A 15,372-nucleotide genomic window follows, 5' to 3' on the forward strand; every position below is an offset into this window, starting at 1 on the left:
GATTGCGTACAGCGCCTGTCAATTCGTCTCGCCCTGCACCCGATCCCTGCCCTCCTGCTTCGCCGCATAAACCCCCGAGTCCGCCCTCAGAAGCAGTTCATCCGCGCCCTCGCCGACCCGCCAACTGGCAATCCCGAAACTCGCGGTGACGACACCGACCTCGTCGATTGGTGAACTGCGCAAGCCTTGCCACAACTCCAGCGCCAGCACGTAAGCCTGTTCGCCGTCGATGTCCGGGCACAGCACCATGAACTCCTCACCGCCCAAGCGACAGAACACATCCGTGCGCCGCAACCGATGGCCGATGCGATCGCACACCACCTGCAACACCCGATCGCCGACGGCGTGACCATGCTGGTCATTGATGCGCTTGAAATGGTCGATGTCGAGCATGATCACTGACAACTCGCCGCCACCGCGCTCCACCCGGGCCATCTCGGTGGTCAGGCGCTCCTGGAAATAGCGGCGGTTATGGATGCCCGTCAGCGAATCGGTGACCGACAGCGCACGCAGTTCTTCTTCCACCCGCTTCGTGTCGGTAATGTCCGAGATGTAGCCGTGCCACAGTACACCGCCGCCCGGCAGTTCTTCCGGCGTCGCCTCGCCACGGACCCAACGCAGGCCTCGCTGGGGCAACTGCACGCGGTACTCTTCGCGCCAATGGCCGAGGGTATCCGCCGAAGCCCGGATAGAAGCGCGAACGCGCGTGGTGTCCTGGGGGTGAATCCGCGTGAAGATCGCTTCGGCGTTGAGCAACAGCACGTCGGGTTCGAGTTCGTAGATTTCGCGTATACCGTCGCTGGCATAGATGGCGCTGAAGCGCCCGTCGAATTCCATCTTGAATTGATAAATGCCGCCGGGGACATGGGCACTGAGTTTCTTCAACAAAAGGTCCCGTGCGGCCAGGGCCTCATGCACGCGTTTGCGCTCGGTGATGTCGATGCACACCGCCAGGTGACCGACCCACAGACCTTGCTCGTCAAGCACGGGCGTAGCCAGCATGTTAACGCTCAAATGGCTGCCATCACCTCGCACCAGCGTCCACTCCCGCGCCTCATGACCACCCTCGAAGCTGTTTTCCACCAGCATCGCGTGACAGGTCGGCACCGGCTTGCCGAAACGCGCACTCAACTCGGCGGAACGCGCCGCGAGCTCCCGGGGCAGGTGCAGATTCTCCAGGGTCATGTGCCCCACCACCTCGCAGGCCTTGTAGCCGAGCATCTGCTCGGCACCGGCATTGAAGGTGCTGATCACCCCTCGCAGGTCCGTGGCGATGATCGCCACTTGGGTCGCGGCATCCAGCACGCCACGCAACTGGCCGTGGGTGCCGCGCAATTCCTGTTCGCGGGCGCGCAGTTCTTCGGTCCGTTGCTCCACCATTTTCAGCGCACGTTGCCGCTGACTGACCAGCACGTAGAGCAAGGCGCTGAGCAGCATGCTGAGCAAACCACCGAGCACCACCAGTGAGGTCACCGACGAATGGTTGGCCTGCAGAAAAGCTTCGCTGGGCTGGATGTCGACTTGATACTCATGATCCGCCAGGCGCAGCAGCCGGGTCGTGGACAATTCGCTGACGGCCGGCGGATTCGGTGATTCAAACAGGACTTCATGCTGGTCATCGATGGACAGGTCGAGGATGCGCACCGAGAGATAATCCCGGCCCGCCTCCGGCAATCCGTCGGCCAGTAACTGACGCATGCTGATCACCGCCATGACGTAGCCGAACGGTTTGCTCCTCGACACATCCGGTTGATTGCGCAGCATGACCGGTGCGACCAGCAGCACGCCCCGCGCATACGCCGGATCGATACTGACCAGGTGCATCGGTTGCGAGACTGCCGTGCGCCCATGCTGGTCAGCCCGCTCCAGAGTCGCGCGGCGTAAGGGATGCGCGAGCAAGTCGAAGCCCAGCGGCGAACCAAGTTTGCTTTGCGTCTGGCTGTACACCACCACCACGTACTCATCCCGCTCGGCGGCCAATTGCAGCTGCTCGTCAGCATTGAGTTCGCGCAGGCTAAAATCACTCAAGCCTTCATCCCGAGCACGGCGCTCGAAAGCTGCGCGCTCGTCGCGACTCACCCGTTCGGCAAACGAATACGCCTGAGTGCGATGTAAAAGAGGTTGGGTGTAACCGTTGAATTCCTCTCGGGAGACCGAATCGGAATTGGCAAAGAACCGGCGCAGGCCATCGAGGCGCTGCTCCTGATCTTCGAAACGTTCTTCGATACGGCTGTAACGCTCAGTGGCCAGCAGTTGGAAACGTTGCCGCAATTGATGGTGAAACAGGTTAAGCGTTGACCACGCCAGCAATCCCGTGAGAATCCCGCCGACGAGCAAAACCAGGAGCGCGACCAGCCAGGCCGAGACATCTTCGCTGATAAAACCCAGGATCTTTGGGCGCACGGCGTGCAACGACATAAAACGCAACTCAAAACGCCAGGTGCGGGAAAGCCCTTTGGCCCTGAGTTGAGTTATAGCTATTAGCCACTAATTTGACCAGCACCGAGCAGACCCACAGCGCCTTAAAAATCAAGGCTCTGTGGATCCAATCACATCAGGCGTCAACGAGCCGTGATTTTCCAGGCGCGGTGGATCTTGGGATTACGGGCAAAATCCGGATCGATGGTCTGTGCGCTGATCTCTTCGACCGCGTAGCGCTCGCTGAGATTCGGCTCCAGATCGAACTTGCGGAAGTTGTTGGAGAAGTACAAGACGCCTCCGGGTGCCAGGCGTGCCATGGCCAGGTCGATCAATTGCACCTGATCACGCTGCACATCGAACACCCCTTCCATGCGCTTGGAGTTGGAGAAGGTCGGCGGGTCGATGAAGATCAGGTCGTACTCGTCACGGCTGGCTTCCAGCCAGGCCATCACATCGCCCTGCTCCAGACGGTTCTTGTCGGAGAAACCGTTGAGCGACAGGTTACGCCGCGCCCAGTCCAGATAGGTTTTCGACAAGTCGACGCTGGTGGTGCTACGCGCACCGCCCTTGGCTGCATGAACACTGGCAGTGGCGGTGTAGCAGAACAAGTTGAGGAAGCGCTTGCCGGCCGCCTCTTTCTGAATCCGCATGCGCATTGGCCGGTGGTCGAGGAACAGACCGGTGTCGAGGTAGTCGGTGAGGTTCACCAACAGCTTGATCCCGCCTTCATTGACCTCGACGAATTTGCCCTGCGCAGCCTGACGCTCGTACTGTTTGGTGCCGCTCTGACGCTCGCGGCGCTTGACCACTACGCGGCTCTTGTCGATGTTCAACGCCTGCGGAATCGCCGCCAGGGCATCGAACATGCGCGCCGACGCTTTTTCCGGATCGATGGATTTCGGCGCGGCGTATTCCTGGACGTGGACCCAATCGTGATACAGGTCGATGGCCATGGAGTATTCCGGCATGTCGGCATCGTAGACGCGATAGCAATCGATGCCTTCACGCTTGACCCACTTGCCCAGAGCCTTGAGGTTCTTTTGCAGGCGGTTGGCAAACATCTGCCCGCCTTCGCTCAGGCGTGGCTGCTCGATCACCGGAGCCGGTGCGGGGGCCGGTTTGATCGGGTTGCCGTTTTTGTTGTACTGGCGTTCTTGCGGCTCGCTCGGCGCCTCATCGTAGGCCGCTTGCTCGCGTTCGGCCTGACGCTGCTCCGGGGTGCGACGCTCGCCAGTGACGAACTGATCCGGCAGCACCTTGATCAGCAGCAGCTTGCACGGCAACGCGCCGTTCCAGAACGAATACTGCTTGTGGCTGCGGATGCCCATGCGCTTGCCAAGGTCCGGCGCGCCGGTGAACACCGCCGCTTCCCAGTTCAGGCAGGCCTGACGCAGGCGTTCCCCGAGGTTCTGGTAGAGGTAGAGCAGGCTCGCCTCGTCGCCCAGACGCTCGCCGTACGGAGGGTTGCAGATCACCAGGCCTTTCTGGTTCTGGTCCGGACGCGGCTCGAAGGTCGCGACTTCGCCCTGGTAGATCTTGATCCACTCGCTCAGGCCGGCACGCTCGACGTTGTTGCGGCCTGGCTGAATCAGGCGTGGGTCGGCTTCGTAACCGCGAATCCACAGCGGCGGCTTGGCCAGACCGGCAGCGGCGCGCTCGGACGCTTCTTCGTGAAGCTTTTTCCACAGCGCCGGGACGTGCCCGAGCCAGGCGGTGAAGCCCCACTGCTCGCGACGCAGGTTCGGCGCGATGTCGGCGGCGATCATTGCTGCTTCGACGAGGAACGTACCCACACCACACATCGGGTCAGCCAGTGCGCCGCCTTCGGCCGCGATGCGTGGCCAGCCGGAACGGATCAGGATGGCGGCCGCGAGGTTTTCCTTCAGCGGTGCCGCACCTTGCTGCAGGCGATAGCCGCGCTGGTGCAGGCTGTGGCCGGAGAGGTCGAGGGAGAGGATCGCTTCGCCGCGGTCCAGGCGCAGGTGAATGCGCAGGTCCGGGTTGAGCTTGTCGATCGACGGACGGTCGCCCTGCGGGGTGCGCAGTTTGTCGACGATGGCGTCCTTGACCTTCAAGGCGCCGAAGTGGGTGTTGTCGATGCCGGAGCCATGACCGCTGAATTCGACGGCCAGGGTGCCGTCGTTGAGCATATGGTCTTGCCACTCGATGTCGAGTACGCCGTGATAGAGGTCTTCAGCGTCTTTCATCGGGAAACGCTTGAGCACCAGCAGCACCCGGTTGGCCAGACGCGACCACAAGCACAGGCGATAAGCGGTTTCCATGGTGGCCATGCCGCGCACGGCAGAGGTGTGCTCACGTGCTTCCTCAAGGCCAAGCCCGACGGCTTCCTCGATGAGCAGGCCTTCAAGGCCTTTTGGGCAAGTGAGGAAGAGTTCGAAACGATCGGACATGAGGATTTCAGAGCCTTTGGCTGAGTGGACCGGCAACGCATTGCCGGCCCGGTTTTCAATCAGGTGCTTTTCTCGAAGAGCGCCCGCGTGGCACGAAGGTGTGCCGTTCCACCCCTGCTGCCCGGGTTAAGTGAGCTTAGATGCAAGGACAGATAAAAAAGTTGATGCAACAAATTGTCTTAAGTCGACCCTTCGTCGAATAGTCCCTTTGCGCAACAGGAGCCATTCTCAGCAAAGGACTAAGCCGACCATCCAACGCAGCGCCGATCATACCGGGGTTTGCCTAAAAAATACGCAGCGAACATCAGGTTACTTATGGCGTTAGCACATGAACAGTTACGTCCTTATGACAAAACGATCATTCCCTCGATGTGACGCATTGGTTAGAACTCAACACAGGTTGGCGCCGCAATGACGTCAACACCTTGGCTCGTCACGCCGGCAACGAGCCCCCCAATGGCAGAGTTTTTCTGCCTGACCTCAATAGAGGTCGACGCGATACCTACAGTCAACAAGTGAGGGCAACACCCTATGAGAAGACTTAAGCGTGATCCGTTGGAAAGAGCATTTTTGCGCGGATATCAATATGGCGTTGGTGGCAAATCCCGTGAGCTTTGCCCATTTACTCTACCGTCGGTACGTCAAGCCTGGATTAACGGCTGGCGAGAAGGACGCGGCGACAACTGGGACGGTATGACCGGCACTGCGGGAATCCACAGACTCAACGAACTTCACGCCGTCGGCTAATTACAGGGCACAACACTCCGACACGACAATCTGATTTTGTACTGAATTAACCACGCACGTCCCATCCGGACGGCGGGCTCCGGCCCAGGGGCTCCTTTAAAGGAGCCCTTTTTTATGCCTGATGAAAATGCGATTCCTGTAGGAGCGAGCTTGCTCGCTCCTACAAAGGATCAGCGCAGAGCAGCGATCGCGTCTACCGACTCACGAATCAACGCCGGGCCTTTGTAGATGAAGCCCGAGTAGATCTGCACCAGGCTCGCACCCGCGGTGATTTTCTCCGCCGCATGTTTGCCTTCAGTGATGCCACCCGCCGCGATGATCGGCAAACGACCACCCAGCTCCGATGCCAGCACTTTCACGGTGTGCGTGCTCTTGTCGCGAACCGGTGCACCGGACAAACCGCCCGCCTCGTCACCATGTTCCATGCCTTCGACGCCGACGCGGCTCAGGGTGGTGTTGGTGGCGATCACCGCGTCCATGCCGGTTTCGATCAACGCTTGCGCGACCTGCGCGGTTTCTTCGTCGGTCATATCCGGAGCGATCTTGATCGCCAGTGGCACGTGTTTGCCGTGACGCAGCGCCAGTTCCGCACGGCGCGTGGCCAGGTCGGCCAGCAATTGCTTGAGCGAGTCACCGAATTGCAGGCTGCGCAGGCCCGGCGTGTTCGGCGAACTGACGTTGACCGTCACATAGCTGGCGTGGGCGTAGACCTTGTCCAGGCAGATCAGATAATCGTCGACCGCACGCTCGACCGGCGTATCGAAGTTCTTGCCGATATTGATCCCCAGTACGCCCTTGTACTTGGCTGCTGCGACGCGGGCCAGCAGGTGATCGACGCCAAGGTTGTTGAACCCCATGCGATTGATGATCGCCTCGGCTTCCGGCAGACGGAACAGGCGCGGCTTCGGATTGCCTGGCTGCGGACGCGGGGTGATGGTGCCGATTTCGACAAAACCGAAACCCAACTGGGCAAAGCCGTCGATGGCCGCACCGTTCTTGTCCAGACCCGCCGCCAGCCCTACAGGATTGGGGAAGTCCAGGCCCATGACATTCACCGGCACATTCGCCGGCGCCTTGCACAGCAAGCCGTTGAGCCCCAGGCGTCCGCCCGCGCCGATCAGGTCCAGGGACAGATCGTGGGAGGTTTCCGGGGAAAGTTTGAACAACAGCTGACGGGCCAGGGTGTACATGGGCGGTTTTGACTCGATTGGCGGCGAAATGAGGCGGCGATTATAGCCGGGCATGGGGGGCGCTAGCGAGGCGCAACGATAAAAACAGCGGGCGATGGCATATGCCTTGCACCCGCTCAGTCATCAGCACACAGGCCAACGGCGGAAAGTGTGCAAGGACAATGGCGTCGTCACCCGGCCTGGCTTGTAGAAGGGCCTGGGACGACGTTTTTTTTGAAGGTGCGAAATCGATGAACGAACCATCAGCAGGCCCTCTGGCCTGGGTCAATGGCAGCGATGCCCCGGAAAAGACCGAAATCAACCTCGGCTTCATGGCACTGAGCGACTGCGCCTCGGTGGTGGTGGCCGCCACCCAGGGTTTCGCCCAGCCTTACGGCCTGACCCTGAACCTCAAGCGCCAATCATCCTGGGCCAACCTGCGGGACAAACTGGTCAGCGGTGAACTCGATGCCGCCCACAGCCTGTACGGCCTGATCTACGCCGTGCACCTGGGCATCGGCGGCGTGGCCCCGACCGACATGGCGGTGCTGATGGGGCTGAACCAGAACGGCCAGAGCATCAACCTCTCCCATGGCTTGCAGGGCCTTGGCGTGACCGGTCCTGAAGCACTTCACCGGCACGTGCACCAAAATCGCCCAAAACTGACGTTCGCCCAGACCTTTCCAACCGGCACCCACGCCATGTGGCTGTATTACTGGCTCGCGAGCCAGGGCATTCATCCGCTGCTGGATGTCGACAGCGTAGTGGTGCCACCGCCGCAAATGGTCGCGCACCTGCAAGCGGGGCGCATCGACGGCTTCTGCGTTGGCGAACCGTGGTCCGCCAGTGCGGTGCAACAGGATCTCGGCTTTACCCTGGCGACCACTCAAACCATCTGGCCCGATCACCCGGAAAAAGTCCTCGGCTGCACCCGCGCCTTCGTCGAGCAATATCCCAACACCGCCCGAGCGTTGGTGATGGCGATCCTGGAAGCCAGCCGCTTCATCGAAGACAGCACCGAGAATCGTCGCAGCACCGCGCAATTGCTCAGTGCCCCCCAGTACCTCGACGCACCGCTTGAATGCATCGAACCGCGCCTGCTGGGCGACTACGCCGACGGTCTGGGCAATCGCTGGCAAGACCCACACGCCTTGCGCTTCCATGGCGCTGGCGAGGTCAACCTGCCTTACCTGTCCGATGGCATGTGGTTCATGACCCAATTCCGTCGCTGGGGTTTGCTGCGCGACGATCCGGATTACCTTGCGGTGGCCCGTCAGGTCCAGCAACTAGACTTGTATCGAGAAGCCGCCAGTGCCGTCGGTGTCGCATCGCTGGGTAAAGAGAAGCGCAGCAGTCAGATGATCGACGGCAAAGTCTGGGACGGCTCTGATCCGGTCGGCTATGCCCGCAGCTTCAAGCTGCACGCCATGAGCGATAGCTCGCCCCGACTCGCCAGCCGCTGACAGGAGACTGCGAACATGTTGCGTATCCTGCTGATCAACGACACCGCGAAAAAAGTCGGACGTCTGAAAGCGGCCCTCACCGAAGCCGGATTCGAAGTGATCGACGAGTCCGGGTTGACCATCGACCTGCCCCAACGCGTCGAAACGGTGCGTCCGGATGTGATTTTGATCGATACCGAGTCACCGAGCCGTGATGTCATGGAGCAAGTGGTGCTAGTCAGCCGCGACCAGCCACGCCCCATCGTCATGTTTACCGACGAACACGACCCCGACGTGATGCGCCAGGCGATCAAATCCGGGGTCAGTGCCTACATCGTCGAAGGCATTCACGCACAACGCTTGCAGCCGATTCTCGACGTGGCCATGGCGCGCTTCGAAAGCGACCAGGCCCTGCGCGCGCAACTGCACGCCCGCGACCAGCAACTGGCCGAGCGCAAGCGCATCGAGCTGGCCAAGGGGCTGCTGATGAAAATGAAAGATTGCAACGAGGAAGAGGCCTACACCCTGATGCGCCGCCAGGCCATGAGCCGCCAGCAGAAGCTGATCCAGGTGGCCGAGCAGATCATTGCCATGAGTGAATTATTGGGTTGACCCGACAACGATCGGCATGTGGCACAGATCTGGCTAAGTAATCACCACAGGTAACCAACGGCGGTTGCCCAATCTACGACAAAGACGTCGCTCACCTCATTTGCCTCCCGGCAAATCAGGTGGCGGCGTTTTTTTGTTTTGGCTCCCGTTCGAGACTCCTATTCAGTTTGAGGTGCGCGATGAATTCAAGCTTCTGGAAATCCGGCCATACCCCGACCCTGTTCGCGGCCTTCCTCTACTTCGACCTGAGCTTCATGGTCTGGTACCTGCTCGGCCCCTTGGCGGTGCAGATCGCCGGTGACCTGCACCTGACCACCCAACAACGAGGGCTCGTGGTGGCCACCCCGATCCTGGCCGGGGCGATCCTGCGTTTTGTGATGGGCATGCTGGCTGATCGCCTGTCGCCAAAAACTGCGGGCCTGATCGGTCAAGTGATCGTGATCTGCGCGCTGTTCGGCGCCTGGAAACTCGGCATCCACTCTTATGAGCAAGCGCTGCTGTTGGGGCTGTTCCTCGGCATGGCTGGCGCGTCCTTTGCCGTTGCCTTGCCGCTGGCCTCGCAATGGTATCCGCCACAGCATCAAGGCAAGGCGATGGGCATTGCCGGTGCGGGTAACTCGGGCACCGTGCTTGCCGCACTGATTGCGCCGGTGCTGGCCGCCGCGTTTGGCTGGAGCAATGTGTTCGGCTTCGCCCTGATCCCGCTGATCCTGACCCTGATCGTCTTCGCCTGGCTGGCCAAAAATGCTCCTGAGCGGCCGAAAGCCAAGTCGATGGCCGACTACTTCAAGGCCTTGGGTGACCGCGACAGTTGGTGGTTCATGTTTTTCTACAGCGTGACCTTTGGCGGCTTCATCGGCCTGGCCAGCGCCCTGCCCGGCTACTTCAACGACCAGTACGGCCTGAGCCCGGTGACCGCCGGTTACTACACCGCCGCCTGTGTGTTCGGTGGCAGCCTGATGCGCCCATTGGGCGGTGCACTGGCCGACCGTTTCGGCGGTATTCGTACCCTGTTGGGGATGTACACGGTCGCCGCGGTTTGCATTGCAGCCGTCGGTTTCAACCTGCCAAGTTCCTACGCAGCCCTGGCACTTTTCGTGTGCACCATGCTCGGTTTGGGTGCAGGTAACGGTGCGGTTTTCCAATTGGTTCCGCAGCGTTTTCGCCGCGAGATCGGCGTGATGACCGGTCTGATCGGCATGGCTGGCGGCATCGGTGGCTTTGCCCTCGCGGCGGGCATGGGCGCGATCAAACAAAGCACCGGCAGCTATCAGATGGCCTTGTGGTTGTTCGCCAGCCTCGCGGTTCTCGCCTGGTTCGGTCTGCACGGCGTGAAACGCCGCTGGAGAACCACCTGGGGTTCGGCTGCCGTGACCGCTGCGCGGGTCTGAGGTCTGAATGAGCCTGCAACTGAGTTTTGCCGAAGCCAGCGCCATCGGCCCTCGCGAAGAGAACCAGGACGCCTTGCGCCTGGTCACGCCGGCCCCGGCACTGGCGGCCAGCAAAGGTTACTTGTTCGCCATCGCCGACGGCGTCAGCCAGTGCGCCGATGGTGGCTTGGCCGCCCGTTCGACATTGCAGGCCCTGGCACTGGATTACTACGCCACCCCGGAAACCTGGGGGGTAGCACAAGCCCTGGATCGCCTACTGCTGGCGCAGAACCGCTGGTTGCAGGCCAACGGTGGCGGGCAACCGCTATTGACCACTGTGAGCGCTCTGGTGCTGCGTGGCAGGCGATTTACCCTGGCTCACGTCGGCGATTGTCGGGTGTATCGCTGGCACGGGGATCAATTGCAGCGAGTCAGTGAGGATCACGTCTGGGATCAACCGGGCATGCAGCATGTGCTCAAGCGGGCCTTGGGCCTGGATCAACACCTGGTGCTGGATTTTCTCGACGGTGAGTTGCGCCTTGATGAGAGCTTTGTGCTGCTCAGCGACGGGATCTGGGCGGTACTGGGCGACACCGCGATTGCCGCAATTCTGCGTGATCAGCCGGATCTGCATAGCGCTGCGCAAACGCTGGTCAACGCCGCGCACCTGGCCGGCAGTCAGGATAACGCTAGCGCCTTGCTGGTGCGGGTCGATGCCCTCGGTGAAACCAGCATTGGCGATGCACTGATCCACTTGCAGCAATGGCCGCTGCCGCCGGCACTGAAACCGGGACAGGATTTCGAAGGCTGGCAAGTCGAAGCAATCCTTGGGCAGAGCCAGCAATCATTGCTCTATCGGGTACGTGACGCTCAGCAGCAACCCTGGCTGCTGAAAACCCTGCCCGGCCGCCTGCACGACGATCATCAGGCCGGGCAAGCCTTGCTATCGGAGGAATGGTTTCTCAAGCGCGTGGCCGGGCGGCATTTTCCTGAAGTCCATGCCGCCAGTCAGCGCCAGCATTTGTACTACGTGATGCGCGAATATTCCGGTTCGACCCTGGCGCATCTGCATGACCAGGTCGGTCCATTGCCGCTGGCGCAATGGCAGGACCTCGCCGAGCGCTTGCTTCGAGCGATCGGCATGCTGCATCGGCGACAGATTCTCCACCGCGACATCAAACCGGAAAATCTGCTGCTGGGGGACGACGGTGAGTTGCGCCTGCTGGATTTCGGGCTCGCCTACTGCCCCGGACTGTCCGCAGACCAGCCTTCTACCCTGCCCGGAACGCCGAGTTTCATTGCACCGGAAGCTTTTCGCGGTGAAGCGCCAACCCCGCAACAGGATCTCTATGCGGTTGGCGTGACCTTGTACTACCTGCTGACCGGGCATTTCCCCTACGGCGAGATTGAAGCGTTCCAGCGGCCACGATTCGGTGTACCGATCAGCGCCAGTCGCTATCGGCCCGATTTGCCAGAGTGGCTCACACAAAGTCTGGAACGTGCGGTCGCCGCAGATCCAGCGCTGCGCTATGAAACGGCGGAAGAATGGCTGCTACTGATCGAACAAGGCGAACGGCACAGTTTGACCGTGCGCCCACGCCCGTTGCTCGAGCGCGAACCGCTGAAGGTATGGCGAACGCTGGCGCTGCTGTCATTGGTGGCGAATCTGGCGCTTTTATTTGCGGTATTTCATGGCTGATGTCATGCCAAATGAGGAAAACACGATGAACGCAAAAGTCTGGCTGGTGGGCGCAGGCCCTGGTGATCCGGAATTGCTGACGCTCAAGGCTGTGCGGGCGTTGAAAGAGGCGGATGTAGTGCTGATCGATGATCTGGTGAATACCGCCATCCTCGAACATTGCAACCAGGCGCGGATCATTCCTGTGGGTAAGCGCGGCGGCTGCCGGTCCACCCCACAAGCGTTCATTCATCGCCTGATGTTGCGTTATGCGCGCCAGGGCAAGTGCGTGGTGCGACTCAAGGGTGGCGATCCATGCATTTTCGGGCGTGGCGGTGAAGAGGCGCAGTGGCTGCGTGAGCGCGGGGTTGAGGCTGAACTGGTCAATGGCATCACGGCCGGGCTCGCCGGTGCGACGCAATGCGATATACCACTGACGCTGCGTGGCGTGGCGCGCGGTGTGACACTGGTCACCGCCCATACTCAGGACGGCAGCAGCCTGAACTGGCAGGCACTGGCCCAAAGCGGCACGACGTTAGTGATCTACATGGGTGTGGCCAAGCTCAGCGAAATCCGTGAACAGTTGCTGGCCGGCGGGATGACGGCAGACATGCCGGTGGCGATGATCGAAAACGCTTCATTGCCGCATCAGCGCGAATGCCGGAGCCATCTGGCAGCGATGGAAAAAGATGCCCATGACTTCGAGCTGAAAAGCCCGGCCATTTTGGTTATCGGCACCGTGGCAGCGCGTGCAACCGCCTCTCTATGGGAGCGTGGCTTGGCCAATCAAACCGCCTAATCCAAACCTTTTTCAGTAAATTGCAGACAAAGAAAAGCCCGGCCTAAGCCGGGCTTTTCTCAGAGCTGCAGGCTAATTACTTAGCTTGAGCTTCAACCTGCGCTTCTACGCGACGGTTTACAGCGCGGCCAGCGTCAGTAGCGTTGTCAGCAACTGGGCGGGATTCGCCGTAGCCAACAGACTGAACGCGGGACGATTCAACACCGTACTGGTTGGTCAGAACTTGCTTAACGGCGTTCGCACGACGCTCGGACAGTTTCTGGTTGTAAGCGTCAGGACCGACGGAGTCAGTGTGACCTTCAACAGTAGTGGTGGTGGATGGGTACTGCTTCATGAAGTCAGCCAGGTTCTTGATGTCGCCGTAGCTGTTTGGCTTGACTACCGACTTGTCGAAGTCGAACTTCACGTCCAGCTCTACACGAACAACTTCAGCAACTGCTGGGCAGCCATCAGCGTCAACAGTTACGTTGGCTGGGGTGTCCGGGCACTTGTCAACGTTGTCGCAAACGCCATCGTTGTCGCTGTCGGAGCAGACTTCTGGTGCTGGAACTGGAGCAGCAGCAGGCTTGGAGCCGCCACCGAAGTTCACACCGATACCGACGCTAGGAGCCCACTCGGTGTTGCCCTGGTCGATGTTGTACTGAGCTTCAACGCCGGCACGGGCGTAGAAGTTGTCGGTGAAGTACAGCTTGGCGCCGCCACCAACGTTGGCGAAGGTGGAGCGGTCACGACCGTTCGAACCGTTCTGGTCGATGCTCTGGTCGGAGAAGCCGGCCGAGACGTAAGGACGCAGCATGTCGCCTGGGTTGTTGAAGTGGTACAGAGCGTCCAGAGCGGTGTTCGCGCCCTTGATGTTCTGGCCGGAGTCGGAACGCACGTTGTGCACTTCGTCGTAGCCCAGACGCAGTTCAACGTCGTCGGTCAGGAAGTAACCAACAGAACCACCGAACAGGTTGCCGTCGTTTTTGAAGTTACGGGTGCTGTCGTAGTACTCTTTCTTTGCGAAGCCTTCGATTTCAACTGCGCCTTGGCCCTGTGCCAGAGCGCCGAACGAAGTGGCGGCAATAAGAGAACCAATGGCCAAGCCCAAGGTGTTTTTCAGTTTCATCCGTTAAATCCCCATCTGGTGATTGTGAAGCAGTCCCGCAAACCGGGGGACAACTCGGCGGCAAGTCTATCAGAACTTGCCTACACGTAAGAGATATTTGCGCCGAACTAAGTTTCAGCAATGCCTGCAAATTTCTCACGCAATTTATCTAGAGCGCGTTTGTACCGCATTTTTGTAGCACTCAAACCCATGTGCATGATATCTGCGATCTCCTGAAACTCCAGCTCTGCGACAAATCGTAGCACCAGAATTTCACGGTCAATCGGGTTCACATACACCAGCCAGCGATCAAGTCCGCCCTTCTCTTCGGGTTTCGGCGCCTTTTCTTCGGACGCTTCCTCAAGAGGGTCAAGACTCAATGCGTCCATCAAGCGACGCTTTCGCCGTTCCTTCCGATACTGCGTAATACACTCGTTGTACGTGATGCTATATAGCCATGTCTTGAACTTCGATTTGCCCTCGAAGTTCTTCAGGCCATACAGCACCTTCAACATGACTTCCTGACAGACATCATCTGCATCGCGATCGTTCCCGAGATATCGTGCACAGACGTTAAATAATGTTCGCTGGTAACGCCGCATCAGTTCTTCATAGGCGCGCGTTACGTGAAACAGCTCGGTATGCGAGCGCGCGACCAACTCCTCATCAGAGAGCTCGCGGGGATCATAGCGCATGGATAACGATTGGGCTTTATTCAAAACAAGTCGGGCCGACAGTCAGGTCAATGTCCGCCGCAGCCAGTATCAGGCGGCATTTTGCGGCGGCATACATTAGCAGGGTTTGCCGGGTTACCGGCTACTCACATGCTGCTCAAGGAGGATCCGATTGGAAAGAGAGACTAGCTCACCCTCATCGGTCAGCAATGTGGTTTTAACCGTGCCGATCTCTTCGATCTGGCCTTCGACCTCTCCAACACGCACTTGTTGCCCAACCTGGTACAACTCACGCACATAGATTCCCGCAAGAATCTGACCGGCAATTTCCCGGCTTCCCAAACCCATGGCCAGCGCAACCGCCAGACCAACGGTAATCAAAACGATCACAATCACATGGTTGAGCAGGTCAGTCTTGACCTCCAACTGACTGATCGCAACCGAAATACTGATGATAATCACCAAGCCTTGGGCAATTCGCCCAAGTCCTGAAGCGTAGTCCAGGCCTACGCCTTCTGCCGCCCCGCGCACCAGGCCATTGGCCAATTGCGCCAACAAGACACCGACCAGCAACACCAGCGCCGCGCCGAACACCTTCGGCAAATACAGCGCAAGCATGTCCAGCGTAGCTGAAACTCGCTCAAGTCCAAGGGATTCTGCGGCAGAAACCAGAAAAATCAGCAGAACGAACCAATAGACGATTTTTCCGATCAGCGTGGAAATCGGCACTTGCAGGCCGGCGCGGGACAGCAACTTGGTCAGGCCGGTGCCGCCCATCAGGCGATCAAGGCCCAGTTTGGCGAGCAATTTGGAAAGCAGCGTGTCCAGCAGCTTGGCCACGACAAAACCCAACAGCAGCACAACCAGTGCGCCGAACAGGTTCGGAATGAAGTTCGCAACTTTGGTCCATAACGCAGTCATTGCAGTGACGAGGCTCTGTGTCCAGAGATCAAGTTCCATAT

General features: G+C 59.8%; 12 protein-coding genes. 6 read left to right on the top strand and 6 right to left on the bottom strand.

What is annotated here, in order from left to right; translation table 11 throughout:
• Positions 1–18: 18 nt before the first annotated feature.
• Together ACNYC6_RS04465 and rlmKL are read right to left on the bottom strand one after the other, a co-directional pair.
• Positions 19–2,418: a diguanylate cyclase gene (locus ACNYC6_RS04465; protein ID WP_419711271.1), complete on the bottom strand. Its 2,400-nt coding sequence runs from the start codon at positions 2,416–2,418 to the stop codon at positions 19–21.
• 143 nt (positions 2,419–2,561) lie between these two features.
• A complete protein-coding gene (gene rlmKL, locus ACNYC6_RS04470) occupies positions 2,562–4,832 on the bottom strand; it encodes a bifunctional 23S rRNA (guanine(2069)-N(7))-methyltransferase RlmK/23S rRNA (guanine(2445)-N(2))-methyltransferase RlmL (protein ID WP_419711272.1) in 2,271 nt (756 codons plus the stop codon).
• A 531-nt stretch (positions 4,833–5,363) separates the two neighbouring features.
• Between rlmKL and rmf the strand changes: the two genes are divergently transcribed.
• Positions 5,364–5,579 (top strand): ribosome modulation factor, encoded by a 216-nt coding sequence (rmf, locus tag ACNYC6_RS04475; RefSeq protein ID WP_003223300.1) that lies wholly within the window; start codon positions 5,364–5,366, stop codon positions 5,577–5,579.
• Between the two features lie 170 nt (positions 5,580–5,749).
• Here the strand turns inward: rmf and ACNYC6_RS04480 are convergent, their stop codons facing one another.
• The gene (locus tag ACNYC6_RS04480) at positions 5,750–6,769 is read right to left on the bottom strand and encodes a quinone-dependent dihydroorotate dehydrogenase (RefSeq protein ID WP_419711273.1); all 1,020 of its coding nucleotides are present in this window, start codon (positions 6,767–6,769) and stop codon (positions 5,750–5,752) included.
• A 230-nt stretch (positions 6,770–6,999) separates the two neighbouring features.
• Here ACNYC6_RS04480 and ACNYC6_RS04485 point away from each other — a divergent pair, with 230 nt between their 5' ends.
• From ACNYC6_RS04485 to cobA, 5 genes are all read left to right on the top strand, one after another.
• Positions 7,000–8,211, top strand: a complete 1,212-nt coding sequence (locus ACNYC6_RS04485; protein WP_419711274.1) for a CmpA/NrtA family ABC transporter substrate-binding protein — start codon at positions 7,000–7,002, stop codon at positions 8,209–8,211.
• A 15-nt stretch (positions 8,212–8,226) separates the two neighbouring features.
• Positions 8,227–8,802 (top strand): ANTAR domain-containing response regulator, encoded by a 576-nt coding sequence (locus tag ACNYC6_RS04490; protein ID WP_419711275.1) that lies wholly within the window; start codon positions 8,227–8,229, stop codon positions 8,800–8,802.
• Positions 8,803–8,981: 179 nt separating this feature from the next.
• On the top strand, positions 8,982–10,193 hold the full coding sequence (locus ACNYC6_RS04495; protein ID WP_419711276.1) for a nitrate/nitrite transporter: 1,212 nt from the start codon (positions 8,982–8,984) through the stop codon (positions 10,191–10,193).
• A 7-nt stretch (positions 10,194–10,200) separates the two neighbouring features.
• Positions 10,201–11,871, top strand: a complete 1,671-nt coding sequence (locus tag ACNYC6_RS04500) for a protein kinase domain-containing protein (RefSeq protein WP_419711277.1) — start codon at positions 10,201–10,203, stop codon at positions 11,869–11,871.
• A gap of 25 nt (positions 11,872–11,896) precedes the next feature.
• Entirely contained in the window at positions 11,897–12,649 is a 753-nt protein-coding gene (cobA, locus tag ACNYC6_RS04505; RefSeq protein WP_419711278.1) for a uroporphyrinogen-III C-methyltransferase, read from the top strand.
• Between the two features lie 76 nt (positions 12,650–12,725).
• Here cobA and ACNYC6_RS04510 read toward each other — a convergent pair whose 3' ends face one another.
• From ACNYC6_RS04510 to ACNYC6_RS04520, 3 genes are all read right to left on the bottom strand, one after another.
• Complete coding sequence (locus tag ACNYC6_RS04510) at positions 12,726–13,757, bottom strand: OmpA family protein (RefSeq protein WP_419711279.1); 1,032 nt, start codon at positions 13,755–13,757, stop codon at positions 12,726–12,728.
• Positions 13,758–13,864: 107 nt separating this feature from the next.
• Positions 13,865–14,455 (bottom strand): RNA polymerase sigma factor SigX, encoded by a 591-nt coding sequence (gene sigX / locus ACNYC6_RS04515; protein WP_075949123.1) that lies wholly within the window; start codon positions 14,453–14,455, stop codon positions 13,865–13,867.
• Positions 14,456–14,545: 90 nt separating this feature from the next.
• Positions 14,546–15,370 (bottom strand): mechanosensitive ion channel family protein, encoded by an 825-nt coding sequence (locus ACNYC6_RS04520; protein WP_008048604.1) that lies wholly within the window; start codon positions 15,368–15,370, stop codon positions 14,546–14,548.
• Between the last annotated feature and the right edge of the window lie 2 nt (positions 15,371–15,372).

The sequence above is a fragment of the Pseudomonas sp. NFX224 genome (assembly GCF_048565165.1).
GTDB lineage: Bacteria > Pseudomonadota > Gammaproteobacteria > Pseudomonadales > Pseudomonadaceae > Aquipseudomonas.